This window comes from Mycolicibacterium sp. CBM1 (genome assembly GCF_054073305.1).
Genome location: NZ_JBSXPP010000004.1, coordinates 255,764 through 281,421 on the forward strand (window position 1 = coordinate 255,764; position 25,658 = coordinate 281,421).

The 25,658-nt window shown below is 68.4% G+C and carries 27 protein-coding genes; 14 read left to right on the top strand and 13 right to left on the bottom strand.

What is annotated here, in order from left to right; all coding sequences use genetic code 11:
• Positions 1-678, bottom strand: a complete 678-nt coding sequence (locus tag ACXDF8_RS07490; protein ID WP_457222610.1) for a hypothetical protein — start codon at positions 676-678, stop codon at positions 1-3.
• A 133-nt stretch (positions 679-811) separates the two neighbouring features.
• Between ACXDF8_RS07490 and ACXDF8_RS07495 the strand changes: the two genes are divergently transcribed.
• Together ACXDF8_RS07495 and ACXDF8_RS07500 are read left to right on the top strand one after the other, a co-directional pair.
• Positions 812-1,258, top strand: coding sequence for a hypothetical protein (locus tag ACXDF8_RS07495; protein WP_457222611.1), 447 nt, complete (start codon positions 812-814; stop codon positions 1,256-1,258).
• A 3-nt stretch (positions 1,259-1,261) separates the two neighbouring features.
• Positions 1,262-1,435 carry a hypothetical protein gene (locus ACXDF8_RS07500; RefSeq protein WP_457222612.1) on the top strand — a complete coding sequence of 58 codons (174 nt, stop codon included), beginning with the start codon at positions 1,262-1,264 and terminating at the stop codon, positions 1,433-1,435.
• Here the strand turns inward: ACXDF8_RS07500 and ACXDF8_RS07505 are convergent.
• Complete coding sequence (locus tag ACXDF8_RS07505) at positions 1,421-2,236, bottom strand: ANTAR domain-containing protein (RefSeq protein ID WP_457222613.1); 816 nt, start codon at positions 2,234-2,236, stop codon at positions 1,421-1,423. The genes ACXDF8_RS07500 and ACXDF8_RS07505 overlap by 15 nt on opposite strands.
• Before the next feature lie 8 nt (positions 2,237-2,244).
• Positions 2,245-2,556, bottom strand: coding sequence for an STAS domain-containing protein (locus ACXDF8_RS07510; protein WP_457222614.1), 312 nt, complete (start codon positions 2,554-2,556; stop codon positions 2,245-2,247).
• Between the two features lie 515 nt (positions 2,557-3,071).
• Here ACXDF8_RS07510 and ACXDF8_RS07515 point away from each other — a divergent pair.
• A complete protein-coding gene (locus tag ACXDF8_RS07515) occupies positions 3,072-3,515 on the top strand; it encodes a hypothetical protein (RefSeq protein WP_457222615.1) in 444 nt (147 codons plus the stop codon).
• A 65-nt stretch (positions 3,516-3,580) separates the two neighbouring features.
• Here the strand turns inward: ACXDF8_RS07515 and ACXDF8_RS07520 are convergent, their stop codons facing one another.
• Positions 3,581-4,714 (bottom strand): nitronate monooxygenase, encoded by a 1,134-nt coding sequence (locus ACXDF8_RS07520; RefSeq protein ID WP_457222616.1) that lies wholly within the window; start codon positions 4,712-4,714, stop codon positions 3,581-3,583.
• Positions 4,715-4,959: 245 nt separating this feature from the next.
• On the opposite strand from ACXDF8_RS07520, the gene ACXDF8_RS07525 reads away from it, so the two are divergent.
• Entirely contained in the window at positions 4,960-5,277 is a 318-nt protein-coding gene (locus tag ACXDF8_RS07525; RefSeq protein ID WP_457222617.1) for a hypothetical protein, read from the top strand.
• Here the strand turns inward: ACXDF8_RS07525 and ACXDF8_RS07530 are convergent.
• Complete coding sequence (locus ACXDF8_RS07530; protein WP_457222618.1) at positions 5,274-5,618, bottom strand: aminopeptidase; 345 nt, start codon at positions 5,616-5,618, stop codon at positions 5,274-5,276. The two genes, ACXDF8_RS07525 and ACXDF8_RS07530, sit on opposite strands and share 4 nt — an antisense overlap.
• A 90-nt stretch (positions 5,619-5,708) precedes the next feature.
• Positions 5,709-6,785 carry an NAD(P)H-dependent amine dehydrogenase family protein gene (locus ACXDF8_RS07535; protein ID WP_457222619.1) on the bottom strand — a complete coding sequence of 359 codons (1,077 nt, stop codon included), beginning with the start codon at positions 6,783-6,785 and terminating at the stop codon, positions 5,709-5,711.
• A gap of 106 nt (positions 6,786-6,891) precedes the next feature.
• Here ACXDF8_RS07535 and ACXDF8_RS07540 point away from each other — a divergent pair, with 106 nt between their 5' ends.
• Positions 6,892-7,632 carry a glucose 1-dehydrogenase gene (locus tag ACXDF8_RS07540; protein WP_457222620.1) on the top strand — a complete coding sequence of 247 codons (741 nt, stop codon included), beginning with the start codon at positions 6,892-6,894 and terminating at the stop codon, positions 7,630-7,632.
• Between the two features lies 1 nt (position 7,633).
• On the opposite strand, the gene ACXDF8_RS07545 is transcribed toward ACXDF8_RS07540, so the two are convergent.
• A complete protein-coding gene (locus tag ACXDF8_RS07545) occupies positions 7,634-8,455 on the bottom strand; it encodes an HAD family hydrolase (RefSeq protein WP_457222714.1) in 822 nt (273 codons plus the stop codon).
• Between the two features lie 149 nt (positions 8,456-8,604).
• On the opposite strand from ACXDF8_RS07545, the gene ACXDF8_RS07550 reads away from it, so the two are divergent.
• The 5 genes from ACXDF8_RS07550 (at position 8,605) to ACXDF8_RS07570 (ending at position 15,097) form a co-directional block, all read left to right on the top strand.
• Positions 8,605-9,390: a DeoR/GlpR family DNA-binding transcription regulator gene (locus tag ACXDF8_RS07550; RefSeq protein ID WP_457222621.1), complete on the top strand. Its 786-nt coding sequence runs from the start codon at positions 8,605-8,607 to the stop codon at positions 9,388-9,390.
• 104 nt (positions 9,391-9,494) lie between these two features.
• Complete coding sequence (locus ACXDF8_RS07555; protein WP_457222622.1) at positions 9,495-11,006, top strand: amino acid permease; 1,512 nt, start codon at positions 9,495-9,497, stop codon at positions 11,004-11,006.
• Between the two features lie 4 nt (positions 11,007-11,010).
• Positions 11,011-12,441: an FGGY family carbohydrate kinase gene (locus ACXDF8_RS07560; RefSeq protein ID WP_457222623.1), complete on the top strand. Its 1,431-nt coding sequence runs from the start codon at positions 11,011-11,013 to the stop codon at positions 12,439-12,441.
• The gene (locus ACXDF8_RS07565) at positions 12,438-13,844 is read left to right on the top strand and encodes an NAD(P)/FAD-dependent oxidoreductase (protein WP_457222624.1); all 1,407 of its coding nucleotides are present in this window, start codon (positions 12,438-12,440) and stop codon (positions 13,842-13,844) included. The genes ACXDF8_RS07560 and ACXDF8_RS07565 overlap by 4 nt, the downstream gene beginning before the upstream one ends.
• Positions 13,841-15,097, top strand: coding sequence for an NAD(P)/FAD-dependent oxidoreductase (locus ACXDF8_RS07570; RefSeq protein ID WP_457222625.1), 1,257 nt, complete (start codon positions 13,841-13,843; stop codon positions 15,095-15,097). The genes ACXDF8_RS07565 and ACXDF8_RS07570 overlap by 4 nt, the downstream gene beginning before the upstream one ends.
• Positions 15,098-15,193: 96 nt before the next feature.
• Here the strand turns inward: ACXDF8_RS07570 and ACXDF8_RS07575 are convergent, their stop codons facing one another.
• A complete protein-coding gene (locus ACXDF8_RS07575; protein ID WP_457222715.1) occupies positions 15,194-16,117 on the bottom strand; it encodes a DMT family transporter in 924 nt (307 codons plus the stop codon).
• Positions 16,118-16,192: 75 nt separating this feature from the next.
• Complete coding sequence (locus ACXDF8_RS07580; RefSeq protein ID WP_457222626.1) at positions 16,193-18,949, bottom strand: glycoside hydrolase family 2 protein; 2,757 nt, start codon at positions 18,947-18,949, stop codon at positions 16,193-16,195.
• Positions 18,950-19,160: 211 nt separating this feature from the next.
• Between ACXDF8_RS07580 and ACXDF8_RS07585 the strand changes: the two genes are divergently transcribed.
• The gene (locus ACXDF8_RS07585; protein ID WP_457222627.1) at positions 19,161-19,826 is read left to right on the top strand and encodes a GNAT family N-acetyltransferase; all 666 of its coding nucleotides are present in this window, start codon (positions 19,161-19,163) and stop codon (positions 19,824-19,826) included.
• Between the two features lie 24 nt (positions 19,827-19,850).
• Positions 19,851-21,134 carry a competence/damage-inducible protein A gene (locus tag ACXDF8_RS07590; RefSeq protein WP_457222628.1) on the top strand — a complete coding sequence of 428 codons (1,284 nt, stop codon included), beginning with the start codon at positions 19,851-19,853 and terminating at the stop codon, positions 21,132-21,134.
• A gap of 3 nt (positions 21,135-21,137) precedes the next feature.
• Here the strand turns inward: ACXDF8_RS07590 and ACXDF8_RS07595 are convergent, their stop codons facing one another.
• The gene (locus ACXDF8_RS07595; RefSeq protein ID WP_457222629.1) at positions 21,138-21,419 is read right to left on the bottom strand and encodes a hypothetical protein; all 282 of its coding nucleotides are present in this window, start codon (positions 21,417-21,419) and stop codon (positions 21,138-21,140) included.
• A 256-nt stretch (positions 21,420-21,675) separates the two neighbouring features.
• Between ACXDF8_RS07595 and ACXDF8_RS07600 the strand changes: the two genes are divergently transcribed.
• Entirely contained in the window at positions 21,676-21,888 is a 213-nt protein-coding gene (locus tag ACXDF8_RS07600) for a hypothetical protein (RefSeq protein ID WP_457222630.1), read from the top strand.
• 54 nt (positions 21,889-21,942) lie between these two features.
• The gene (locus ACXDF8_RS07605) at positions 21,943-22,470 is read left to right on the top strand and encodes a hypothetical protein (protein ID WP_457222631.1); all 528 of its coding nucleotides are present in this window, start codon (positions 21,943-21,945) and stop codon (positions 22,468-22,470) included.
• Positions 22,471-22,557: 87 nt separating this feature from the next.
• On the opposite strand, the gene ACXDF8_RS07610 is transcribed toward ACXDF8_RS07605, so the two are convergent.
• The 3 genes from ACXDF8_RS07610 to ACXDF8_RS07620 are packed head-to-tail and all read right to left on the bottom strand — an operon-like array spanning position 22,558 to position 25,503.
• Complete coding sequence (locus ACXDF8_RS07610; RefSeq protein WP_457222632.1) at positions 22,558-23,472, bottom strand: alpha/beta fold hydrolase; 915 nt, start codon at positions 23,470-23,472, stop codon at positions 22,558-22,560.
• Positions 23,473-23,530: 58 nt separating this feature from the next.
• Positions 23,531-25,000 carry an amidase gene (locus ACXDF8_RS07615; RefSeq protein WP_457222633.1) on the bottom strand — a complete coding sequence of 490 codons (1,470 nt, stop codon included), beginning with the start codon at positions 24,998-25,000 and terminating at the stop codon, positions 23,531-23,533.
• A gap of 53 nt (positions 25,001-25,053) precedes the next feature.
• Positions 25,054-25,503: a hypothetical protein gene (locus tag ACXDF8_RS07620; RefSeq protein WP_457222634.1), complete on the bottom strand. Its 450-nt coding sequence runs from the start codon at positions 25,501-25,503 to the stop codon at positions 25,054-25,056.
• Positions 25,504-25,658: the final 155 nt, after the last annotated feature.

Genomic DNA, 25,658 nt, shown 5'->3' on the forward strand with positions numbered 1-25,658 from the left:
CTAGCCGCCCGATTTCGACGTCGTCGGAGCGGCTGTCGTGGTCACGGTGACCGTCGTGGTGCTCACCGTGGTGGTCGCGGAGGACGAACCACTGCTCGAAGGCGAGAAGCGCGGTTCCTTGAACTCGATCCAGGAATCCTTGTAGATGACGTCGTCACCTTCGGACACCAGGAACTGGGTGGGCGAGACGGCGTAGGTGACACCGTCGTTGGTGGCGATCAGCGTTCCGTCGGAGCTGCGGCTGATCGGGATATGCAGCGAGGCGTTGTCGGCGAGCCGCACCCCTCGGTATTCCAGTCCGCCGTCGGACTTCACGCAGATCGCGACCAGCGACCGCGAGGTGCGACCGTAGGCCATCAGCGTCTCGGTGTCGTCGCAGCGGGCACCGGTGTCGATGTAGCCGTGTGCGTCGGCCTGGTAGGACGCGGCCCCGCCGGACGCCGTCGACGTTGTCGAGGTGGCCTCCGCCGACGTTGTTGCCGTTGTCGTGGCCGTTGCCGTGGTGGTGGGCGTCGTGGTCGCTGTCGTCGGTGCCGCCTGCGCGACGGGCAGCGTGTCCGACGAAGCGGACGTCACGGTGACCCCGACGACCAACCCGACGGCGGCCAGGATGCCGCCGCCCCCCAGCCACGCGAGCAGACGCGACGACGGTGCGATTGCTGACCGTTGAGCGGACATTGGGTTCCTCCAGCTGCGGGGCGGGTTAGGTTCACCCAACCACTTCCGGTGGTGAATTCGGCGCTGGTGGCGCGGCGTTTCCTCGGCGAATTGGGCCACATCGCGGCCTGAACGGGTCGCTACCCTCGAACGGGTGCCTACACAGCGGTTGATCTTCACCGGACACATCGCGGGATTCGGCACGGCCGCCGGCGTGCGGCTCGTCGTCGGCCGTTGGACGGACTCGCCGTTCGGCTCGTTCACCGACGTCATGGTTCAGACCCGCGAGGACGAGCGGATCCTGCTGGCCCCCGACGCGCAGGTGGCCGAGTTCGTCGCCAGCACCTATCGGTTCGACCGGATCGAGCTGGGTCCGGTGGCTTCGGAGCTGACGGCAGGCCGGTTGACGGTCACGGCCCCGGGGCTGGCCGTGGCGGTGTCCCTCGGCGGTCCGGCGCCGCTGGATCGGCTGCTGCGGCTGGTACCCGCCCGCCTGGCCATCGCGCCCTGGTGGCTCACTGCGATCGATCCCGTCGCCTCTCGGCTGGTGGCGGGTGTGCACACCGCGGGCAGTGCGGGCCATGGCCGGCGGGAGTACTAGGGCGTGCGACGCTCGCGCCGTATCGTCGGGGTCGACGGCAGCTTCGGTGGAACGGACCTCGGCGGGGTGGCACCCCTGCTGCCGCCCGTTGGCTTCGGCTTCTCCTCGGCGCCGCCACAACCCCAGATCGTGGCCGTGACGACGATCATCGACCTGCCGGCCTCAGCTGCCGGGTGAGACCGGGTTGGAGTCATGGGTGAGGACCGCCCACAGCAGCCGAGCGGCAGTTCGGGCCGGCTCGTCGGGGACGATCGGGGACCCCACCGCGGGCTGCTCGGCGGGAGCCCCGCTGATGTGCTCGATCAGCGCCACCGCGAGCGCACGCAGTTTGACGTTGGATTCGTGGCTGGCCCGGCGCAGCGTCCCCCATGCGGTGTCGGCGTCGCAACGCAGCCGGCTCATGATCGCGCCCTTGGCCTGTTCGATGGCTCCGCGCGACTGAAGCACGGCCAGCATGTCGGCGGTCGCGGTGGCATCCTCGGCGCCGGCCGCGACCATCGCAGCAGAGACCAGCTGCTCGTAGCCGATCAGTGTGGTCACCGTGCTCGCCGTCGCCGGCCGGTCTAGGGCGACCGACAACACAACGGTGCCGTCCGCCTTCCAGACACCGGGCACCGCGACCGACCCGCGCACCTCCCGCCACGCCGCAACGTGTTCGGGCGCCCGCGCCTGCATGGCCTCCAGGGTCAGCTGGGGCCAGCGGTCATCGGACCACAGATCGAGACTGAGCACCGGTATCTGGTGGACGCAGGCGTCGACCACGGGGCCGCCGCGGCCATCGAGCTGGGCGCCGACGATGTCGGAACCGAATCCCCGGGCTGCCAGCAGTGTCATTTCGTCGCCGTCGGCACGCCGGTCGTGCACCGTGACCGCGAGCCCGACGGCGTCGGGAATGTCTCGGTGGACTCGCTCGAGGATTCGGTCGAACAACTCGCCGGGCTGGGAGAGGTCGCGGGGTTGGAACTCGGGAACAGGCATCGTGCGGGTTACTCCTCGATGACCACGGTGGCCACCCGGTCCAGGCCGGAGATGCCCAGCAGGGCGCGGATGGGACCGTCGGCCGCCACGATCATGGTGAGGTCGACGGTCGCCGCGACGGCGAACAACGCCCGGATGGTGGCGCTGTCGCAATAGGTGACCTCGCCCAGGTCGACGGTGACTGCGGTGGCGTCGGCCATCGCCTTGCTCATGGCGTCCTGGAACTGGCTGACGTTGGCTAGATCGATGTCGCCCGCGGCGATCACCCGCGGCGCGTCGTGGTCCGACGCCGTGGAAAGCCGGAATTGGGCTTCGATCATCAGCGCAACTCCCTGAGCGTGTCGGTGTCCGTTCCGGTGTCGGACAGACCGGCATCGCGGTTGCCCGCGGGGTGTGTCGGGGGTGTCCGAGAATCGTTGCCGGCAACCCTGACCTGCGTACCGTCGCTGCTGACCGCGTCCGAGGCGATCAAAACAACTGTATGCCGGTTTCCTGACACGCCGGGTTGGGTTGCGCAACGACGTACGGCGGCAGCGACCACCGCGGTGTCGGCGGCCGACGGCAGCGCTGAGCCCCACGCCGCTGCGCGCGTCTGAACCACCAAGGTCTCCCGTCGCCCTCTTACTTCGCCCCCCGACGACGCAATCGCGGCAGCCTATCAAGCCGGACATAGCGCGAGCAGCGTCTGGAGGCAGAAATCGTCGGGCGCGTCACGTCGGGGTCGACTCGTGCGCCTTTGCGGTTTCACCCGAGTCGGCCCGACGCCAGCCGTTAGGCTCTGCCCAGGGCCGTCGGGGGCACAGGGCCCCTGCGGCCACGACCAAGAGGGTGGAAGATGCTCCGCGAATTCGTCATCGCTGCCGCTGTCGCCGGCACCGCGTTGGGGGTGGCCCCGTCGGCGATGGCCGACGAACCCCATGGCCCGTTCCCCGGCGACCCGCCCGGAATGAGCTACGACGCGTACCTGAGCGCACCGTGCTACCGGTGGGACCGCTTCGTCTTCGGGCGCGGCCCGGGCGGTGAACCGTTGGCATGCCACTGGATTCCCGGGCAGTCGCCGATCGGCATGGACCGGCCGCCGGAGGGTGTCGGTTTCTGGGTGGTCTCGCCGAAGATCTATGGCGTGCAGGAGGTCGGGTCGCCGTGCCCGGGCTCGCAGGCCGCCGCGCAGTCGCCCGACGGGCTGCCGATGTTGTGCCTCGGTGCGCAGGGCTGGCAGCCGGGATATCTGCACTCCGGCGACTGGGGCAACGGAAGCGATTTCTATCCGGCCAGCTGATCGAGAGTGCCGCCGGGGCGGGACAACAGTGAAAAGTCCCGCCCCGGAGGCCTCCTCGTCGTGGGTCAGACGGCCGCGGCCGCCTCGTTGATCTCCTCGAGCCGGCCGCTGGCCTCGAGGTATTCCTGCACCCAGCGCTCGATCACCGCGGAGGTCTTCTCGACCTTGGTGAACTGGCCGACAACCTGACCGACCGGGTTGAACGCCACGTCGACGGTCTCGTTGGGGTACTTGTTGGTGGCGGCGACGGCCATCCCGGACACCATGTACTGCAACGGCATTCCGAGTGGCTCGGGGTTGCCGGCCGTCTGCCACGCCTCAGTCCAGTCGTTCTTGAGCATGCGGCAGGGCTTGCCGGTGAACGAGCGGCTGCGCACCGTGTCCCGACTGCTGGCCTTGATGTAGGCGGCCTGTTGGACCGGTGTGTTGTGAGCCTCTTCGACCATCAGCCACTGCGAACCGGACCACGCGCCCTGGCAACCCAGTGCCAGCGCGGCCGCGATCTGCTGACCGCTGCCGATGCCACCGGCGGCGAGCACCGGACGAGGTGCGACCTCCTTGACGACCTGCGGCCAGAGCACGATCGAACCGACCTCGCCGCAGTGGCCGCCGCCCTCGCCGCCCTGGGCGATGATGATGTCGACGTCGGCCTCGGCGTGCTTGCGGGCCTGGGCGGGGGAGCCGCACAGTGCGGCGACCTTGCGGCCGGCTTCGTGGATGTGCTTGATCATGTCGGCCGGCGGGGTGCCCAGTGCGTTGGCGATCAACGTCACCTTCGGATGCTGCAGGGCGATTTCGACCTGCGGGGTGGCGGTCGCCTCGGTCCAGCCGAGCAGTTGCAGGGCATTCGAGTCCGCGTCCGAGGTGGGCACGCCGTGATCGGCCAGCAACTTCTTGGCGAAGTCCAGGTGCTGCTGAGGGACCATCTTCTTCAACATCTCGGCGAGGTCGTCGCCGGACATGTTGGCGTCCATGCCCTCGTACTTGTTCGGGATGACGATATCGACACCGTAGGGATGGTCACCGATGTTCTCGTCGATCCACTTCAGTTCGATCTCGAGTTCTTCGGGTGTGAAACCGACCGCGCCGAGAACGCCGAAGCCGCCGGCTTTGCTGACGGCGACGACGACGTCACGGCAGTGGGTGAAAGCGAAGATGGGGAACTCGATGCCGAGTTCGTCGCAGAGGGCAGTGTGCATGAACCGGGTCCTTAAGGGGGCGGTAGGCGTACTGGAACGTGTTCTAGTTTAGTACGTCCCCGGACGGCGAGTTGCAGGTATCTGCCACAGTGGGCCGACGAATGGCTGTCCGACCCGAATGTCGCACCACCACCGACTCCGCACCCGCGGTGTCGTCACCGAAGCGTCACGCACACGGGTGCCGCCCGGAGTAGCGTTGACCTCACGCTCGACGACGAGCGCAGAACTGCCGATAGGGGTTCGTCATGGTTGCTTCGAAGGTGACCGACCGTCTGCTGGTGGCCGGATTGGCCGCCGCTGCAGTATTTTCCGCTCTGGCTCCGGCCATCGGCGACGCGCTGGCACCGCCACCGGCGATCGCCGCGGCCGGCCCCGACTGCGTCAACGGGGTGGTACCGCTCAACCCGTACGTGGTGAACTGCAACCTGCCGCCGCGCAGGACCCAGATAGTCGGTGCCGCACCCGACGCCGGGGCGATCATCGCCTGCCGGCACGTGCCGATGTGCCTCTCGTACTACGTGAACTATCCCGGCACGTTGATCGTGCCGGGATATCGCCCCTAGGTCAGCGATCCGGCGCCGTGGCGGCCGCCGACCACCAGAGCGCCACCTGCTACCAGCGCGCCGATCACTGTCAGCGGGATCGACCAGGCCCGCCGTTGTGACACCTCGGATTGGCACTGCGCCACGTAATCGGCATGTGGGACAACCTGATTCAGGATCGGAACGTTGGCCACCGTCTTGCTGTTGGCTTCGCGCGCACCGGACAGGTCGGCCGAGATCGCGTTACCGCACCCGATGCTGCCGCCGTTGCCGTCCGAGGTCGAGACCGGCACCAGCAGTGCGATCACGCCCACGACGAACAGCGCCGCCCCCACCAGCAGAACCAACCGCTTGACCGTCACGTGTCTCTCCAGATCTGTTCACAGGGCCGTCCGGCGAATCGGTGCGGTGTCTACCCGGCGATCGGTTCGACCAAACCCGCTCGGCGGGGGTCAGGGGGTGCTGAAGAGTTCCACCTCGGAGACCAGCGGCAGATTCAGGGTGGTTCGGATACCCGGCGGCGCGGCGATCACCGCAGGGATCGCATTGACCACCCGGGCCGCCGCGGCGGCGATCGCGGCATGGTTGTGGTCGCCCTTGGCGCTGGTCGGACAGATGTCGACGGCGTAGGACGGCTCTCCGGTGATCTCGATGCGGTAGGAGCCGCCATCCTGGGCGGGCTGTGCCCAGTCCGGCCGCAGGTCGCCACGCACCCGCGTGACGTGCTCGACGACGATCGCCGGGTGATCGCCGACCATGCCCTTGATCTCGAAGCGGACGGCCGCGACGCCGCCCTTGGGGATATGTCCGGCGGCGATGTCGAAGGCCTCCGGGGCAGGCTCGCGTTCGTAGCTCTCGGTGATGGACTCCAGCTCGATGTTGAGCCCCGCGGCGAGCTGGCGGATGCCACAGCCCCAGGCGATGCTAAGTACCCCAGGTTGGAACAGCATCGGAAGCTCGTCGAGAGGCCGGCCGAAGCCCATCACGTCGAACATGACCGTCGCGCCGTCGTAGGTGGCGTAATCGGCGATCTCCATGCACCGGACCTGCTGGATGCTCGCGCAGGTGCTGGCGAACGCCAGCGGAATCAGGTCGGTGATGAAACCCGGGTCGACACCGTTGATGAAGATGCTCGAATTACCTTGTTGTCCAGCCTGTTCCAGTGGCTCGATGTACTTGTCGGGCATCACGCCCCACGGGTATTGCAGTACCACCGGCGCGGAACCGACCACGTTGATACCGGCCGCGGAGATCTTGTAGACATCGGCCATCGCCTGCGGCATGCGGTTGTCGCCCATTGCGCAGTAGACCGCGCACTCCGGCCCGGTCGCCAGCACGGCGTCGAGGTCGGTGGTGGCGGCGATCCCGGTGTGCACGTCCAGCCCGGCCAGCTCGCCGGCATCCTTGCCCACCTTCTCCGCGGCGGACACACACAGTCCGGTCAACTCGAAAGCCGGATTGCTGATCAGTTCGGCCAGGGCCAGGCGCCCGACGTTGCCGGTGCCGATGTGGGCGACGCGGATAGCCATACGTTCTCCTCGCGACGGGGTGGGGTGCCACACAGTATGCGCATCCGGCGGCACAACTGAAACAGGTTCTATTTGGCGGCCGGCGGCTGCGGTAGCCTGTCGCGTCATGGGACGCGTAGACGACAAGGTGGCCATCATCACGGGTGGGGCGCAGGGGATGGGCGCCGCCGATGCGCGGATGCTGGTGGCCGAGGGCGCCAAGGTCGTGATCGGCGACATCCTCGACGACAAGGGAAAAGAGCTGGCCGACGAACTCGGTGACGCCGCGCGCTACGTCCATCTCGACGTGACCGACGCCGACCAGTGGCAGGCGGCGGTGGACACCGCGCTCGCCGATTTCGGCAAGGTCAATGTGCTGGTCAACAACGCCGGCATCGTCCAGGTCGCGCCGCTGAAGTCGTTGGACGTGGAGCGCTGGAAGAAGGTCCTCGACGTCAACCTCACCGGGGCGCTGCTGGGTATCAAGGCGGTGCTGGGTCCGATGCAGGCCGCCGGCGGCGGTTCGATCATCAACGTGTCATCCATCGAGGGGATGCGTGGTGCCTCCTGGGTGCACAGCTATGTGGCCTCGAAGTGGGGGCTGCGCGGGCTGACGAAGTCGGCGGCCCTCGAGCTGGCGTCGGACAACATCCGGGTCAACTCCGTGCATCCAGGGTTCATCCGCACCCCGATGACCAGGCACCTGCCCGACGACATGGTCAGCGCGCCGCTTGGCCGTCCGGGCAGACCCGAAGAGGTGGCGACCTTCATCGTCTTCCTCGCCAGCGACGAGTCGTCCTTCTCGACCGGTTCGGAGTACGTCGTCGACGGCGGCCTGATCACCGACGTGCCGCACCGCTCCGTGTAATTCAGCCGCGGCCGGTGCGGCGAGCCCGCAGCGCGACCGAGCTCAACGCCGCGCCCAGGGCGGCCCGGCCCAGCGCAGGCAGGTGCCCCATCGCATTCACCGCGCCACTGCGCCGGCCGGGGATGCTCAGCTGCAGGATCGGCCAGTCGTTGGCCGCCGCCTTCGCCGCCAGCCCGGGGCGGGGGTTGACCGGCCGTGGGTGGCCCACCATGCCCATCAGCGCGGCGTCCTCGTCGCCGTCGGCGTAGAAGTAGCTGCGAGCCAGCTCGACGTCGTTGGCCGCGCAGAACCGTTGCACGGCAGCGGCTTTCTGTCGGCCCCAGACGATCGGCGTGGCGATGGTCCCGGTCAGCCGGCCGGCGTCGTCGAGTTCGAACGTGTTGCACACGACGTTGGTGATACCCAGCGCCCGCGCGACCGGCTCGGCGTGGATGGTCAACGCCGACGAGCTGAGCACCACGGTGTGGCCACGGGCCCGGTGCGCCTCGACGATCTCGCGCATCATTGGATACACCCGCTGGGCGATCTGTTCGGCGTACAGCCGCTCGCCGATCTCGTCGAGCTCGGCCAGTGACTCGCCGCGCAGATAGCCGGCGGCACGGACCAGCAGGCGTTCGAACTGCATGCGGCCGAGCTTGTAGCGCAGCGACGCCTCGACGACGCCGAAGATCTCGCCGATCCTGGCCTGTCCTCGGCGCAGCCGGTCACTGGCATGCGCGGTGGCGGTGAACCCGGCGACCAGGGTGCCGTCCAGGTCGAAGAACGCACCGACGGCCGGTCCCGGCGGGCTCTGGGACACCTGAGCGAGCGGATCCGATGACAGCACCACCCCACCATCATGGCCGAGGGTCAGCAGTGCGGCCGCTCGGGAGCCGTTGGACGCCCCTGCGCCCCTCCGGTTGACGTGACGACCCCAACACCCCACACTTGCGGTCATGCACAGTCAGAAACCCACAACTTCGGTCATCTGACGTGCTACCCGTAAAGCGGCACGAGGCGATCATCGAGGCGGTCAGCACCGGCCACGCGGTGAGCACCGACGAGTTGGTGCGGTTGCTGAACGTGTCCGCCGAAACCGTGCGCCGCGATCTGGCACTCCTGGAGGAGAAGGGAGCGCTGCGTCGCGTGCACGGCGGCGCCGCGGCGGTGGCGGACCGGCGCGGCGTGGAACCGTCCTTCACGGAACGGTCGCTCATCTGCCACCAGGCCAAAGCTCAACTGGCCACGGTCGCTGTCCGGCTGCTGCAGCCCGGCCAGACCGTGATCATCGACATCGGCACCACCGCGGTGGCGGTGGCGCGCGCCATCCCCCGAGGCTTCTCCGGGACCGTCATCACCCCGTCGCTGCCGGTGGCGGTCGAACTGGCCGACCGCCCCGGACTGGAGGTTCTAGTGGCCGGCGGGCGGGTCCGAGCCGGGGACCTGGCCTGCTCCAACACCCACACCAAGTCCTTCTTCGCCGACATCTACGCCGATATCGCACTGCTGGGGTCCGGTGGCGTCGATGCCCGGACCGGGCTGACCGACTTCCACGTCGACGAAGTGGACGTCCGGCGCACCATCATCGCCAACAGTGCCCGCAGCTACATACTGGCCGATTCCACCAAGCTCGGGCAGGTCGCCCCGTACCGGGTCTGCGGTCTCGGTGACGTCAACGGTCTGATCACCGACAAGAACCCGCCGCCCTCGGTCGCGACGGCGTTGGAAGAGACGGGAGGTGTGGTGCTGTCAGCGCGAACTGCCCCGCAGTGCGACTGACCTGAGTCTTTGCCACAAACGGGGTGCGGGCGGCGTTGCAGCGCCGCCCGCCGGACCGAACCGTTACTCCGAAACAGTCACTGCCACGCAGAAAGTTCGATCCGATGACAGATTCTTCCACACCATCCGGTAAACCCCTGGTACGCGCGGGCGAGTACACCGACACCCTGGAACGCTCCACCGGGCGCTTCGCCTCGTTCGCCGTCGCGTTCGCCTTCGTGTCGATCGCCACCGGCATCTTCACCACCTACGGCAGTGTCCTGAAGAGCTCCGGCCCGCTCGGAATCTGGACCTGGCCCATCGTCATCGTCGGCCAGCTGGCGGTGGCCCTCCTGCTCGGGGCCCTGGCCGCCCGCATCCCGGTCACCGGTTACGCCTACCAGTGGGTGTCCCGGCTGGCCAATCCGATCCTGGGCTGGATCACCGGGTGGATCTCGTTCACCTTCCTGGCCATCGTCGCCGTGGCCGTCGACTACACAGTGGCTGCCACCGTCGTCCCGGCCCTGTTCGATTTCACCGGAACCGCACTGACTTCCTTCCTCATCACCGCGGGTGTACTGGTTCTGCAGGGCGTGCTCGTCGGGCTGTCCACCAAATGGACCGAGCGGGTCAACAACTTCGCGGTGACGGCGGAACTGGTGTGCATGATCGCCCTGGTCGTATTGCTGTTCGTCGTCGGCGTCATCGCCCACAAACTGTCGATGGGCAATCTGTTCTCCCACGGCGACGTCCCGGTGGAGGGCTATTGGAGCTTCGGCACCGCGACGAGCGTCGGCCCGTGGATGCTGGGCTTCCTGCTCGGCGCCTTCACCATCGTCGGCTTCGAGTCCGCCGCCAACCTGGCCGAAGAGACCAAGCGCCCGGAAGTCGTTGTCCCACGGGCTATGTGGCAGGCAGTGCTCGCCTCGGGTGTCCTCGGCTTCTTGTTCCTGCTCGTCGTCACCGCAGCGGTCAACGATCCGAGCACGCTCGCCGAGTCCGGCACCCCCATCGCCGATGTCATCCAGGACATCCTCGGATCGTTCGTGGGCACCGCGTTGCTGGTCCTGGTGGCCATCGCCATCTTCGCCTGCGGACTGGTCATCGTGATGAGTGGCGTGCGCCTGGTCTGGGCGATGTCTCGAGACCAGCGCTTCCCCGGCTGGCAAGCGCTGCACAAGGTCTCGCCGCGATTCAAGACACCGCTGAACGCGACGATCGCGATGACGACGATCTCGGCGGTGATCCTGGCGATGTTCTCCACGAGCACCGACGCGCTGTTCATCCTGTTCTCCGCTGCCACCCTGCTGCCGGCGATCATCTATGCCATCACCGTGGCCCTCTACATCGCGACCCGGCGCGGGTTGCCGGCCAGTTCCGGTTTCAGCCTGGGCCGCTGGGAGGTTCCGGTCATGGTGGTCGCGGTCGTCTGGCTGGTGTTCGCCTTGTCGTTGTTCCGGGATTCCTCCTTCGCCCAGCCATGGCTCTACGTGGCGGTCATGGTGGGGCTGGGCGCGCTCTATCTGGCGTATCTGTTGCTCACCCGCGGAGCGCGTGGCCTCAAGATGCCCGATCTGCGTTCGATCGACGCCGAACTGGACGAGGCTGCAGCTGACGAGCGCGACGGCGGGAGGTGAGCGGGTGACGGTTCTGGCGATCGATCAAGGCACCTCGGGTACCAAGGCCATCGTCGTCGACCCCGAGGACGGGGTGGTCGGCCAGGCCGAAGTCGCGGTGCACCCGCGCTACCTCGACGGCGGCGGCGTCGAGCAGGATCCGAACGAACTGCTGGATTCCGTTCTCAGCGCCGGACGCGCAGCGCTCGCGCAGGCCGGCCGGCCTGTCGAGGCCGTTTCGCTGGCCAACCAGGGTGAGACCGTGCTGGCCTGGGATCCCGACACCGGCCGGCCGCTGACGGCGGCCATCGTGTGGCAGGACCGCCGGGCCGAGGCGGTGTGCGCGGCGCTCGGCGACCATGCCGAGCTGTTCGCCGCCAGGACCGGGCTGGTGCTGGATCCGTACTTCTCGGCGCCCAAGATGGCCTGGCTGCGCCGCAACGTCGAGTCCGCTGGCGTCGTCACGACCTCGGACAGCTGGCTGCTGCACCGGCTGACCGGCGCCTTCGTCACCGACGCCACGACGGCCAGCCGCTCCTTGGCCGTCGAACTCGGCGGCCGGGACTGGAGCCGGGAGCTGCTGGCACTGTTCGGGCTGGATGGCGAGCGGCGCCCCGCTATCGTCGGCAACGACGAAATCATCGGTAGCACAGATGTATTCGGCGCCGAGGTACCCGTCGGTGGAGCCGTGGTCGACCAACAGGCCGCACTGCTGGCCGAGGGATGCCTCGACCAGGGGATGGCGAAGTGCACCTTCGGTACCGGTGCATTCCTGCTGGCCAACACCGGTACCACTGCCGTGCACTCGACCAGCGGGCTCACCTCGTCGCTGGCCTGGCGGGTGGCCGGCGAGGACACCTTCTGCGTCGACGGCCAGGTCTACACCGCAGCGTCGGCGGTACGGTGGCTGTCCGCGCTGGGCGTCGTGGGTAGCGCCGACGAGATGGACGAGCTGGCCGCCCCGGACAGCAACGGCGTGCTGTGCGTTCCCGCCCTTGCCGGACTGGCCGCACCCTGGTGGAAAGCACATGCCACAGCGGCACTCTCGGGTATGACGCTGTCGACCGGCCGCGGCCATGTCGTGCTGGCTGTCCTGCAAGGGATCGCGGCGCAGATCGCCGAACTCGTCGATGCCATCAACGCCGACACCGTGGTACCGCTGCGGGCACTTCGTGCCGACGGCGGCCTGACCCAATCGAAGGTCCTCATGCAAGCCTGTGCCGACATCGCGCAGGTGCCGGTCGAGATCTACCCGTCGGCGCACGCCACCGCGCTCGGCGCGGCGGCGCTGGCCCGGCTGAGTCTGCAACCGCACCAGCCGATCCGCGACGTCGTCACCAAGTGGCGCCCGTCGGCGACCTACGAACCGCGCTGGACGGCATCCCGTGCCGCTGAATTCCGTTCTGGTTGGCGGCGGTTGGCCGCGACCACATACTCCGGGCAGGAGCTCGAATGACCACCGTCTGCTACGACGTCGCCGTCATCGGGGCCGGCATCGTCGGATCCGCGATCGCGCGGGAACTGGCCGGCCATGAACTGTCGGTGGCACTGATCGAGGGACGCGACGACATCGGCGACGGCACCAGCAAGGCCAACACGGCGATCCTGCATACCGGCTTCGACGCCAAACCCAGGACCCTGGAATCGACCCTGGTCGGTCGCGGCTACCGATTGCTGTCGGACTATGCCGCCAGGACGGGCATACCCGTCGAACGCACCGGGGCCATCCTGGTCGCGTGGGATCGCGAGCAGCTCGACGCACTGCCGGGGTTGCGGGACAAAGCCGAGGCCAACGGCTACCACTGCTGCGAGATCATCAGCGCGCCGGCGGTATACGCCGAACTGCCGAACCTCGGGCAGGGTGCGCTGGGCGGTCTGACGGTGCCCGACGAGTCGATCATCTGCACCTGGACGGTCAACCTCGCGCTGGCGACCGACGCGGTCAACCGCGGCGCGGTGTTGCTGACCAACCATCGCATCGCCCGCGTCGAACTCGGTCCGGACACCACCACGGTGCACAGCAGCCGGGGCGACTCGGTCACCGCGCGATGGGTTGTCAACGCCGCCGGGCTGGGCGCCGACCAGCTGGATGCCCTCTTCGGCCACGACAGGTTCACCGTCACCCCGCGCCGCGGCGAACTCATCGTCTACGACAAGCTCGCCCGCCGGCTGGTCGACAAAATCGTGCTGCCCGTGCCCACTGCCCGGGGCAAGGGCGTCCTGATCAGTCCCACCATCTACGGCAACGTCATGCTCGGCCCGACCTCGGAGGACCTGCGTGACCGCACCGCCACCGGGACCACAGAAGCCGGGTTCGAGTTTCTGCTCGACAAGGGCCGCCACCTCATGCCCGAGCTGCTCGACGAGGAAGTCACCGCGACATATGCCGGCCTGCGGGCGGCGATCGACCACGGCGACTACCTCATCGAGACCGACCGTGACCGGCGCTACCTGCTCGTCGGTGGTATCCGCTCGACCGGACTCACCGCGGGCATGGCGGTGGCCGAGTACGTCCGGGGTGAGCTCGCCGCCGCGGGCCTGACCCTGATTCCGCGCCGGAGACTGCCCGATCCGCCGCACATGCCCAATCTCGGCGAGGCATTCCCACGCCCGTATCAGCAGGCCGACACGATCGCCGCCGACGCGTCCTACGGACGCATCGTGTGCTTCTGCGAACGCGTCACCGAAGGGGAGATCCGGGACGCCTGCCGGGCGGCGATCGCGCCGGCCACCGTCGACGGCCTACGGCGCCGTACGCGGGCGATGAACGGTCGCTGCCAGGGGTTCTACTGCGGCGCAGAGGTGCAGGACGTCTTCGAGACCTTTTCGGCCACATCGTCTTCAGAAAGCCAGCCATGATCGCCACCGCCACCGCCGACGTCGCCATCGTCGGTGCCGGCCCCGCCGGCCTCACCGCCGCGGCCGAACTCGCCCGCGGCGGCAACCTCGACGTCGTCGTGCTGGAACGGGAAGCCGAGCCCGGCGGCATCCCGCGGCACAGCGATCACCTCGGATACGGCATCCGCGACCTGAAGTGCTTCGTCAGCGGCCCGGCGTACGCCCGCCGACTGGCCCGCACCGCGGCCGAGGCCGGTGCCTCGATCAGGACCAACACCATGGTCACCGACTGGGTCGACGACATGACCGTGGCGCTGACCTCACCGCGCGGCCGGGAGCACCTGACGGCTCGGGCGATCGTGCTCGCCACCGGCGCGCGGGAGCGGGCCCGACCGGCGCTGCTGATCCCGGGGGACCGCCCCACGGGGGTGTACACCACCGGAGCACTGCAGAACCGCGTGCACCTGAAGAATCGGTGCGTCGGGCGGCGCGCGGTGGTCGTCGGTGCCGAACTCGTCAGCTACTCCGCGGTTCTCACCCTCAAGCACGCCGGCTGCCGCACCGTGTTGATGACCACGCGATATCCGTCGCCGGAGTCCTATGGCCTGTTCAACCTCGCCGGCAGGTCCCCGCTGTTGGGGGTGACGATCGCCCGCCGCACGCGCGTCACCCGCATCATCGGCAAACCTGCCGTCATCGGTGTGGAGGTCGAAGACCTGGACACAGGCGAGCGCCGCGTCGTGGCGTGCGACACGGTGGTCTTCACCGGTAACTGGATCCCCGACCACGAACTGGCGCGCGCTACCGGGCTGGACATCGATCCCGGCACTCTGGGCCCTGTCGTCGACACCGCGCTGCGCACCAGCCGGCCCGGCGTCTTCGCGGCCGGCAACCTGCTCCACCCGGTCGACACCGCCGACATCGCCGCTCTCGACGGCCGGCACGTGGCCGCCCAAGTTCGAGCTCATCTGGACGGCGCCCGCCCGTCCGCGTCGGGCATCCCGATCCGCGCCGCGCAACCACTGCGCTGGGTGGCGCCGAACCTGCTGCGGCCAGGCGACCCGCCCCCGGCCCGGCGCCGGCTCCTGCTGTGGACCGACAAGTTCGTTCGACTACCGAAAGTCGTTGCCCGGCAGGGCGACAGGACTATCGGCAGTAGGTACCTACCCTGGCCGGCGGCGCCGGGCCGGGTTTTTCGCGTCCCGTCGGGCATCCTCGACGGTGTCGACCCGTGCGGGGGACCGGTGACGATTTCGGTGGACGACACCGACTGACACCGAATGACACGGCTCATCCGAGCTCGGGACTGGGACCGGCACCGCCCGCATCGTCGAGGTGGCGCGGGCCTTGGCCGGGCTGACGGGCGTCGGTCAGTCCCGGGGCTGAACGGTCGGCCGGTTGGCTGCCTTCTCGGCTTCCAGGCTGGCTTCCAACTCTTCCTCCCACGCGCCTTCGTCCCGCCCCAGCGCGATGGTGGCGGCCACCATGACCGCGACGGCGATCGCCAGCACGGCCGCAGCGGACTTGCTGACGTCCAGATGTTCGCCGAGCACCACCTCGCCGAGCAGTACGGCGACCATCGGTTCGAGCACCAGCATCGCTGGCACCGACGTCCGCAGCGAACCGGCGTGAAATGCCGACTGCTGCAGCAGGGTGGCCAGCACCCCGAGCGCGATCAGCACGTACAGCACCGGTGAGGTCAGCAGTTTGAGCACGTCACCCTCGCGCACGATGTGCATGACCAGCTTAGTCAGCACCGCGACCACACCGAACAGGACACCGACGCCGACGGCGAGCAGGATGGCGCGTCGCCAGTCCGACAACCGAACCGCTATGGCCAGGCACGCGCCCACGAACGCCAGGCTGATCCCGGCGACGATGACAGCAGGCAGCGCCGCCCCGTCGTAGTCACCGGGCTTGGTGCGGGCCAGCGACACGAACACGCCCAGAGCCGCCGTCAGCAGCACCGCCCAGCCCCATTCGGCCCGGCTGACCCGCCGGTGCGCCAACCGGGCACTGAGCGGCAACGCGAACAGCAGTGCCGACACCAGCAGGGGAGCGACCAGCAACAGCGAGCCGTAGGCCAGGGCGACCGCCTGGAACGCGTAGCCGGTGACCGCGGCTCCGGTACCGGCCCACCACAACCGGCGGCGCAGCAGCGTCGAGACCATCACGGTGCTGACGCCCTGATCGCGCGGGACGTCCATGGTGGCCCGCTGCCTGATCACGATCCCGATGGCGGCGAACACCGCACCGGCGAGGGCGGCAGCCACCACCAGCGCGTGTTGCAGCAATGTGCGTCCCTTCGATTGTTGTGCGAGTGCCGAGCCTGTCATCGACCCTAAGGCAAAGCGGGGTGGGTCCGACTGTCAGCGCACCTGGACGACCACCGGTGAGCCGTTGTAGCCGGTCACCCTGACCCAGGACGGGGCCGGCCCGGAATCGGGTACCCGGCCGTGGATCTCGGCGGTTTCGCCGGGGAAGACGGTCACGTAGTTGTCGTCGTACTGGACCGGCAGGATCTCGTCGGCCAGGGGGCCGGTCAGCAGTTCGGCGCGCTGGAAGAAGGCGATCCGCGCCGTCGGGTTGTGCAGCCGGATCGTCACGTCACGACCCGCGTCGCCACCCCCGGCGGCGGTGATGTCCAGCGGCGCCGGCGGCAGCGAATTCAGTGCGGTCATGTCCGCCCAGCTGACCTGTTTGGAGTCGAAGGCCGCGTCATTGCTCGGCGGGCCGACATCGTCGACCTGGCGGGACTGCCAATAGACGTTCTCGGCGATGACGGCACCGGAGCGGTCGAGCAGCTCGCAGCGCACGAAGAACACCGGCGAGTCGGGCGGACCCGGCGGCAGCGTCATCGCCTGGACCGCGCCGCCCGCGTCGACGCGCACGTCGTCGGCGGCCCGGTCGTCGCGCAGCACGCCCTTGATGTCGTAGGTACGCACCCGCACCCGCAGATCCTGGCGGGCGTCGGCGGTCTGGTTGACCACGGTGACCTTGGCCTGGCGGTGGTTGCCGGTCGCGTAGGAGTCGAAGACCACCGACAGCGGGGCCAGGCCCTTCTTCGCGCCGTAATAGGCGCCACCGGGGCGCAGGTAGTAGTCGAAGATGTTGCCGAAGAACGACGGCCAGTGGCTGTTGAGCATCCAGTAGATGGTCATCTTGTGCCCGTCCCAGCCGTTGGCGGCGAACGACTCGAACTGGGCGCGGGTGGCTTCGTAGTGGGCCAGCTGCGCCTTGTCGGCGAACATCCTCGCGCTGGTCGACGGGCCGTACCGGCGATCGATGACGCGCTGGATGTTGATCAACCGCGAGTTCTGCGGACCGGACCCGGCGTGGAAGAACCAGGTGTCGTTGATCGGCCACAGCTTGTCGGGCGGGATGAACTTACGCAGGCTGGCGTAGGGCGGGATGTGCTCGTTGTCGCCCTGCTCGGCCGATGATCCGCGGGCGGCGCCGTAGCGGCCGCTGAACCAGTACGACGGCGGCCGCCAGCTGTAGGGGCCGGCCATCTGGATGCCGTCCCATAGTGTGCGACCCTGGGCGTCGCGATTGAGCGAGGACACCGTGTCCACGGTCGCGTTCTGCCAGTGCAGGTCGGTCAGGATTTGGTGGTATTCGGCCAGCACCTCGGCCGGCGGCCGGCCGTCGCTGGCATTGGCCCAGACGAACACCGACGCGTGGGAGCGCAGCATGTCGATCTGGGAGCGCATGCTCTCCTGGGCGACTTGGCGGTCTTCGTCATCCCACTGCTGCCACTTCTCCCACTGGTTGCAGCACATCCAGCCGTACATCAGCGGGATGCCGAGTTCGTCGGCCATCTCGACGAAACGCTGCGAGGAGATCTTGGATTCCAGCCGCAGCATGTTCAGCCCGAGATCCTTGACGTAACCGAGGATCGCGGCATCGCGTTGCGGGTCGTACTTGTAGAGCAGGTCGGGGGTGTAGGTGGCACCTCGGACCAGGAAGTTCTTGCCGTTGACCTGCAGGTAGAAATTGCCGCCGGTGCCCAGGTCGGCGAACGAATCGTCGGAGTCGCGGCCCTGGGTGATGGTGCGGATGCCGAACTTCAGCGTGGCGACTTCGGTGACGGCACGGTCTTGGACGAACTCCAGGCGCAGGTCGTACAGATCGGGCCGGCCCATCGTGTAGGGCCACCACAGATCGGGGTGCTGCACGGTCAGCGCCGCGAACCTGTCCGGGCTCAGCGTGACCTCGCGTTGCTCACCGGGCATCAGCGCGACTGGTTCATCGACGTGGATCGGCGCCTTGCCGGCGCGGGTGATGGTGGCGCGCAGCACGCCACGCACCTTCTCGGCGGAGTAGTTGCGCAACGGCGCGTAAACGGTCAGCCGGGCGCTGTCGGTGTCGGGCAGCGGCAGGTCGGTGTTGACCGTGGCCGCGCCGATGGCGACCGGCCCGGAGGTCTTGAGATACACCGGCTTCCAGATGCCGGCATTGCGATCGGGCACGAAGGAGTTGCCGTTGGCCGGGTTCTTGTCCGGGCCCTGATAGCCCAGGTAGCGCCAGTTGATCCAGTCGTACCAGCTGTCGGCCAGTTCGACCCCGTTGACGTCCTGGATGGCCCGCTCCGGGGTGACCTTGACGGCCAGAACGTTGGGCCGGCCGGGCTGTACCCAGCGGGTGACGTCGAGTTCATGCTCGTTGTACATGCCCACGATCTGGCGGTTGTCGGCGATGCGATGCCCGTTGAGCCAGATCTCGGCGCGGTAGTTGATGCCGGGGAAGTCCAGTACATAGGTCTGGTAGTCGGCCGGCGCGGTGAAGCTGGTGCGGTACCACCAATCCTGCTGGTAGAGGTCCTGCGGAACGTCCTCGAGCAGGTTCTTGCCGTAATAGAGGTTGGGGTAGACGCCGTCTTCCTGCAGGGTTTCCAAGACCGTGGCCGGCATCCGGCGCACCGGGTGCCAGCCGGAGTCGTCGTAGCCGGTGCTGGCGATGGCCGTCCCGTCGGCCGGCAGGTCACGCGCCGAGGTGAGTTTCCAGCCGGCGGACAGCTCGATGTCTTGCGCGGGGTGCGGCGGGGGACCGCCGAAGACCCGCAGGTCACCCGCGCACACCAGCAGGAGCACGATGACGACGATCGTCCCGAAGGTCTTCGCCACCGTCTGTGAGCTCCTTGCGTCGAATGGCGACAGCGTGCACCGGCACCCGATCACAGGCGTCGGATCCGTTCCCAGCTGTCTGCCGCGCGTTCATCTTGGCAGAGGCTCGGGCCGTAGGCGGTGTCCGGTTTGGTTAGACGCAGCACACTCGTTCGGCAGAGGAGTCGATGAGGAGACCGCCGAACTCAGCTCGCCGTTCTACGCTTACGCCATGACCGACCACGACCGCGCCGCCAGCCGCCGCGAGATTGCCGATGCCCTCCTGACCGCGCTCGAACGCCGGCACGACGTGCTCGACGTCATCGTCGACTCGTCCGATCGATCCGCCGCCGTCGACGCCATCGCCAAGTTGCTCGGCACCTCGCGGCTGGGCAGTGAAGCCGTGATGGGGATGTCCTTCGACCAGCTCACCAAGGACTCCCGCCGTCGCATCGCCGACGAACTCGACGACCTCAACAGTCAGCTGTCCTTCACCCGTAAGGACCGCCCGGCCAGCTCCGACGAGAGCCTGCAGCTGCGCCCGTTCTCGCACGAGAACGACCGCGACATCTTCGCCACCCGCACCCAGGAGGTCGGTGCCGCCGGTGACGGGTCGGGGGCGCCGGCGGGCACGCTGGACGACGAGATCCGGTCGGCCCGTGACCGTCTGGGTGCCGAGGAGGCGGCGTGGTTCGTCGCCGTCGACGGCGAACAGAAGGTCGGCATGGTGTTCGGTGAGCTAGTCGGCGGCGAGGTCAACCTGCGCATCTGGATCCACCCGGACCACCGCAAGAAGGGCTACGGCACCGCGGCGCTGCGCAAGTCCCGTTCGGAGATGGCAGCCGCGTTCCCGGCTGTGCCGCTGGTGATCCGGGCGCCGGGCGCCGCGCCGCGCTGACGGAGCCTGCGTAACCTCGCCGGTATGAGCGTGCGCGCGGGAATCGTGGTCACCGGCACCGAAGTCCTGACCGGACGCGTGGCCGACCGCAACGGCCCCTGGGTGGCAGACCGGTTGCTGGAGTTGGGCGTCGAACTGGCCCACATCACCATCTGCGGTGACCGTGCCGCGGATATCGAGGCTCAGCTGCGCTTCCTGGCGGCAGAGGGCGTCGATCTGATCGTCACCACCGGTGGCCTCGGGCCGACCGCCGACGATATGACCGTGGAGGTGGTCGCGCGCTTCGCCGGCCGGGAACTCGGGCTGGACGCCGAGCTGGAAGCCAAGATCGCCGCCATCCTGAAGAACCTGATGACCCGATACACCGGTGTGGACTTCGACGCGGTGCGCGCGGCCAACCGCAAACAGGCGATGGTCCCGGCCGGCGCGACGGTCATCGACCCGGTGGGTACCGCGCCCGGGGTAGTGGTGCCCGGCACCCCGACGGTGTTGGTACTGCCCGGCCCGCCGCGCGAGTTGCAGGCGATGTGGCCGGCCGCGGTGGCCACCGAAGCGGTCCAGCAGGCGATCGCCGGCCGCACCGTCTACCGCCAGGAGACGGTGCGGATGTTCGGCCTGGCCGAGTCCGGGCTGGCCGAGACGCTGCGCGAAGCCGAACATGACGTACCGGGCTTCGGCGAGCTGGAGATCACCACCTGTCTGAGGCGCGGCGAGGTCGAGATGGTCACCCGCTACGAGCCGCACGCCGAGGCGGCCTACCGCCGGCTGATGGAGATGATGCGAAATCGCCACGGCGCCATGGTGTTCTCCGAGGATGGTGCACTCGTCGACGACCAGGTGGCCGACCTTTTGGCGGGACGCCGGATCGTGACGGCGGAGTCGTGCACGGGGGGACTACTGGCTGCCCGGCTGACCGAGCGGCCCGGTTCCTCGGCCTACGTCGCCGGCGCGGTGGTGGCCTACGCCGATGAAGTGAAGACCGACCTGCTCGCAGTGGACAGCGACGTCGTCCGCACCCATGGCGCGGTGTCGCAGGAGGTCGCCGAAGCGATGGCGGCTGGGGCGCTGCGCCGTTTCGGTGCCGACACCGCGGTCGCGATCACGGGTATCGCCGGGCCGGGCGGGGGTACACCCGACAAGCCGGTGGGCACCGTCTGGTTCTGCGTGATGCTGGCCGACGGGACGACGGTCAGCCGGTCGCTGCGGCTTCCGGGCGAACGCGCCGACATCCGGGAACGGTCGACGACGGTGGCGATGCATCTGCTACGCCGCACCCTGCTCGGGAACGCCGAACCCATAGCCGGCTGACTGTCAGATCACGACGGCCCTGGCTCGTGACGCCGCGGCTCTGGGCGGCAGGTCGGTCGAATCGGCGCCGCTGGGATCACAGAGCGCGAACATCCGCGCCCCGAGATCCGCGAGCTCGACGATGAGCTCGGCCCGATCCAGCCCGGCGTCGAGGGCCTGCTCGAGCAGAAGCACGACATCGGAGCGGCACGGCTGGCCGCTGTCGGTGTCTCCGGCGGACTGGGTCCGCCGAGCCGCCCGGATCATGCGCCAGGCGTACTTCCGCTCGTCGACGACCTCGTTCATCGGCACGGCCTTCTCTCGGATCTGACAGAACTCGTCCAGACTGCGCCGCGTCCGGGCGGTGCCGACAGGGACTTGCGACCCTCGGTGGGGAGGACGTTGGGCATGACGTTTGACAGCACCAAGATGGACCGATGGTCGACAAACGTGCCGGGACGAGCGCCACGAATAGCCGGAATCGTGGTAAGGGCTCACGTAATGTAAAGCGGTCCCAGTCAGCGAGTCCGCAGTTGGGGGAGTTCTTATGCGAAAAATCTTCATGGGAATTGCGGCTGCCGGCATCATTGCGGGGTCGTTCAGCGGTATGCAAACGGCCAATGCGGCCGCCACGAACAATGCCACACCATCGGGCCCGCAGAATTCACCGATCATCACCGCACTCGATTGCCAGGGCGGCACCGGCAACATGGGTTGCGGAGCCGGTTTCTTCTGGCGCGACGGCTGGCGCGGGTGGGGTTGCTATCCCTGCTGAGTCACCGCGACACAGTCATTCGTCGGCAACCAACTCCAAAGGAAACACTCCGCCATGCATTCTCGTCGTCTCGGCGCATTGAGCGCCGCCGCGCTGCTGTCCGCCGGGTTGTCCTTCGGGGCGGGCCTGGCTTCCGCAACCGATGACTACACCGTCCTGCTCATCGACCCGAATGTGGTCACCGACTCGCTGGCCTACACCGCCGGCCCGCCGACACTCAACCCCGGTGGCCAGCCAGGTGCGATGACGGTCTACACCCACCGCGACGGCCGCACGATCACCGATACGGTGTGGGTTCTGGCCGATCCGGGCGCAGCCGCCGGAGCGATCAGCCAGGCGCAGGCGGTCACCCCTGTCGCCAACCAGAGAACCGTCAACGTTCCGGTCGGAACGGGCGGGCAGTTGGTCACCGGGACTTCACCCGATGGCCGGAACTCGCTGAGCGTGCTCTATTTCACCGAGGGTAATGCGGCGTCGTCACTCGAATTCGTGGGTCCCGCGGGCGATCCGGTGCCGTCCGATTTGGTCGTCGATATGGGCCAGAAACAGGACGCTTTGATCAAGAGCCAATTGGGTACATAACGGTCGGCTGACGGGTCGCCAATCGCGCCACGGCGGGGATTTGCCACTAGCCCGCCGTGGCGCATTTACTTTCGGTTCAAGAACGTGTCACGGACTACCGTCGCGATCCCAGATGTCGATCATGGTGCTCAGAATGTCCTCCGCTCGGCCGAGCCCGGCCAGGTGGCTTTCACCGGACAGCTGGTGCAATTCGGCGTCGGGCAACCGGGACACCACATGCTGGCCGTGCGCGAACGGCACGATATGGTCGCGGTCCCCGTGCCACCACCGCACCGGCACCTTGACCTCGTCGAGCCGGAATCCCCAATCCCGGGCGAACACCACGATGTCAGCGAACGGCGCGGCGAGCTGTTTACGGCTGCCGTTGAGTAGGTCGTCGAGGAACATCGCCTTGAACTCGGGGCGCACCAACATCTTTCGGTCCCCCTCCGGGGAGATCCCGGCATAGAGGTAGAGGGCGGGCTCGGCAACCGGCCTGATCAGCCGGATGAACGTCGACGCCGCCAGCCGGATCGGCCCACCAGCGACCTCGATGACGGGGGCGGCCATCGTGCCGAGCTTCATCAGCCCGCCGCCGATCGCATCGGGCCCGACGGTGGGGGCGACGCCGCCCAGCACACCGGCCGCCACGATTCGCTCAGGCAGGGCTGCCGCGCAGGCCAGCGTGTACGGACCGCCACCGGACAAACCGACGACCGCCATCTTCTCGACGCCCAGTGTGTCGGCGATCTTGGTCATGTCACCGGCGAAGGCCAGGACGTTGTCGTACTGGAACGGGGTGGAGCTCCCGATCCCCGGCCGGTCGATCCCGATCAGCCGAATGTTGTTCTTTTCGGCGAACACCCGGGCTTCCATCGGGATCTGGCGTCTGGCCCCAGGAGTGCCGTGCAGCCAGAATACGGCGCGCCCCTGCGCGGCTCCGAACTCGGCGAAACCGATCTGACGGTCCTCGCCGACGGCGATGTTGCCCTCCAGCTTCGGACGCGCGATAGAGACAACCATGGGCACAGTGTGTCACGCAGGGCGGCGCCGCCGGCCGGATCGCGCAACGGCGAATGGGTCAGGAACTGGCCGCGCCGAGCCACCCCGGCGGGCGTCGGTGAGCCCAGGGCAGTGCCTGCTCGAGCTGGGCGCCCAGCTGCAACAGGATGGTCTCGTCGGGGGCCATCAGCTGAACGCCGATCGGCAGGCCGTCCTCGGTGACTGCCAGGGGAAGCGAGATCGCCGCCCAGCCGGTGACGTTGGCCATCGTGGTCCACCCGGTGTGGGCGAACTCGACGTCGAAGAAGGCCCGGGTGGTGCCGCGGGGCCGGTCGAGCACGCCGTAGCCCGGCGGGGGCGCGAGCAGCGTCGGAGCCAGCAGCACATCGTGTGCCGCCATGCCCGCGACGAATTCGCGCGTCTGCGCGTGGATGGCCTCGATGGCTTCGGCATAGGCGATGGCGGGAGTGGTGAAGCCTTCCTGCATCATCACCCAGCTGCTCGGCTCGAATTCGTCCTCGCGCGGGTCACGGCCCAGGTGTGTCCTGGCCAGGTTGTAGAGACCCACATTGCTGACGTTGTGCAGCACGGCGATCGCAGCGGCGACGGCATCCGCGTCGAAGCCGGGCGCACCGGCTTCGACGTGGTGGCCGAGTGCTTCCAGCGCCCGGCCGGCGGCGGTGACGGCGGCGACGACCTGCGGGTCGGTGGCGGGGGCGGGAAACGGTGAGCCGGTGGCGATGAGGATTCGCTGCGGCGTCGGCCTCTGCGCGATGGCCCGCAGGAACGGGATGGTCGGTAGCGGCGCGTTGTACGGGTCGCCGGGTCCGACGCCGGTCACCGCGTCGAGCAGGGCGGCACTGTCGCGGATCGTGCGGGTCAGGGCATGCTCGACGGCCAGGCCTTCGAGCAGCTGCCCGGCCGGGGCGAACGACGTACGCGCGCGGCGCGGTTTGAGGCCCACCAGCCCGCAGCATGCGGCGGGCACCCGGATCGAACCTGTGCCGTCCCCACCCGAGGCGGCGGGGACGACACCGGCGGCCACCGCCGAGGCCGACCCGCCGCTCGAGCCGCCGGGGGTGATGGCCGGTGACCATGGATTGACGGTGGGGCCGAACAACGCCGGCTCGGTGGTGCAGTGATTGCCCCACTCCGGGGTGTTCGTCTTGCCGAACACGACGAGATTGCCGGCCAGATACCGATCGACGATCCACGCGGTGTGCGTGGCCACGTGGCTGCTCAGCGCCCGCGAGCCCATCGCCTCCCGTGCACCGGCCAGCGACGCCCCGAGATCCTTGAGTAGGAACGGGACTCCTGCGAGCGGACCGGCCTCACCGGAGCGCAACCGTCCCGAGTCGTCGAGGGCGCGGGCCTGCTCGCGGCCACGTTCGAACAGATCGGTGATGACCGCGTTGAGTTCGCGGGTGGCCTCGGTCCGTGTGATCGCCGCCTCGAGCAGCTCGACAGCCGAGAGTTCTCCGGAGGCGGCCAGCGCCGCTTGACCGATCGCATCGAGATCCGCGAGCTCGGCAGCCAGTTTCTCATCCATTGCCACGGATCCTTACCGCCGCGGCGCTCGGCGGCAAGCCGAGACGAGAATCGTCAGTCGCCGCCGGGCGAGACGAGCTCGCTGGACGAGTTCTGGTCGTTGGCGGCCTGCTGAGCGGCGGCGTCCTTTGCGGCCTGCTCGTCTTCGGCGGCCTTCTCAGCCTGGCCCTCGGGGCTGGCCAGCGAGTTGCCCGGTTGTCCCGCCGTCGCGAGCTTGGCGTTGCAGTTGAGGTACAACAGCACGGTGTCGGTGACGGGGGAGAAGTTGTCGCCCTTGAGCCACGCCGCGCTCTGTGAACGACTGACCACGCAGTCGCCCTGGCTGACCGCGTCACCGACCGACGAGGCGATGACGGCCTTCTTGCCAGCACCGCTGATCGCCGAGGAGGCGTCAGAGTAGGACTGGCCGGCGTAGTCGTCGGCAGTGGCGATGCCGGACCCCCATGCGAGCGACATCGCCCCGAGGGCGAGGCCGCCCAGGCCTACGCGGATGAGCTTGGTCATTGCGATCGTCCTTTACGCTCGTCTCGACATGCTGCGTCACTGTCGCCGGGACGCGAAAACACAGGTTAGAGCCTGTTTCTGGGAAGTAGCTTGGGGAATGCTGGTGCCGGACTGGCAGCCCGATGGTCGTCTCTTCGCCTGCCGGAGTCCCGTTG

Bases quoted from the DNA above. Each gene is read 5' to 3' on its own strand.
- ACXDF8_RS07570 (WP_457222625.1), top strand. From the start codon at position 13,841: ATGATCGCCACCGCCACCGCCGACGTCGCCATCGTCGGTGCCGGCCCC.
- ACXDF8_RS07525 (WP_457222617.1), top strand. From the start codon at position 4,960: ATGGTTGCTTCGAAGGTGACCGACCGTCTGCTGGTGGCCGGATTGGCC.
- ACXDF8_RS07605 (WP_457222631.1), top strand. From the start codon at position 21,943: ATGCATTCTCGTCGTCTCGGCGCATTGAGCGCCGCCGCGCTGCTGTCC.
- ACXDF8_RS07585 (WP_457222627.1), top strand. From the start codon at position 19,161: ATGACCGACCACGACCGCGCCGCCAGCCGCCGCGAGATTGCCGATGCC.
- ACXDF8_RS07510 (WP_457222614.1), bottom strand. From the start codon at position 2,556: ATGATCGAAGCCCAATTCCGGCTTTCCACGGCGTCGGACCACGACGCG.
- ACXDF8_RS07505 (WP_457222613.1), bottom strand. From the start codon at position 2,236: ATGCCTGTTCCCGAGTTCCAACCCCGCGACCTCTCCCAGCCCGGCGAG.
- ACXDF8_RS07535 (WP_457222619.1), bottom strand. From the start codon at position 6,785: ATGGCTATCCGCGTCGCCCACATCGGCACCGGCAACGTCGGGCGCCTG.
- ACXDF8_RS07600 (WP_457222630.1), top strand. From the start codon at position 21,676: ATGGGAATTGCGGCTGCCGGCATCATTGCGGGGTCGTTCAGCGGTATG.
- ACXDF8_RS07595 (WP_457222629.1), bottom strand. From the start codon at position 21,419: ATGAACGAGGTCGTCGACGAGCGGAAGTACGCCTGGCGCATGATCCGG.
- ACXDF8_RS07610 (WP_457222632.1), bottom strand. From the start codon at position 23,472: ATGGTTGTCTCTATCGCGCGTCCGAAGCTGGAGGGCAACATCGCCGTC.
- ACXDF8_RS07565 (WP_457222624.1), top strand. From the start codon at position 12,438: ATGACCACCGTCTGCTACGACGTCGCCGTCATCGGGGCCGGCATCGTC.
- ACXDF8_RS07555 (WP_457222622.1), top strand. From the start codon at position 9,495: ATGACAGATTCTTCCACACCATCCGGTAAACCCCTGGTACGCGCGGGC.
- ACXDF8_RS07490 (WP_457222610.1), bottom strand. From the start codon at position 678: ATGTCCGCTCAACGGTCAGCAATCGCACCGTCGTCGCGTCTGCTCGCG.
- ACXDF8_RS07520 (WP_457222616.1), bottom strand. From the start codon at position 4,714: ATGCACACTGCCCTCTGCGACGAACTCGGCATCGAGTTCCCCATCTTC.
- ACXDF8_RS07540 (WP_457222620.1), top strand. From the start codon at position 6,892: ATGGGACGCGTAGACGACAAGGTGGCCATCATCACGGGTGGGGCGCAG.
- ACXDF8_RS07515 (WP_457222615.1), top strand. From the start codon at position 3,072: ATGCTCCGCGAATTCGTCATCGCTGCCGCTGTCGCCGGCACCGCGTTG.
- ACXDF8_RS07590 (WP_457222628.1), top strand. From the start codon at position 19,851: ATGAGCGTGCGCGCGGGAATCGTGGTCACCGGCACCGAAGTCCTGACC.
- ACXDF8_RS07615 (WP_457222633.1), bottom strand. From the start codon at position 25,000: ATGGATGAGAAACTGGCTGCCGAGCTCGCGGATCTCGATGCGATCGGT.
- ACXDF8_RS07620 (WP_457222634.1), bottom strand. From the start codon at position 25,503: ATGACCAAGCTCATCCGCGTAGGCCTGGGCGGCCTCGCCCTCGGGGCG.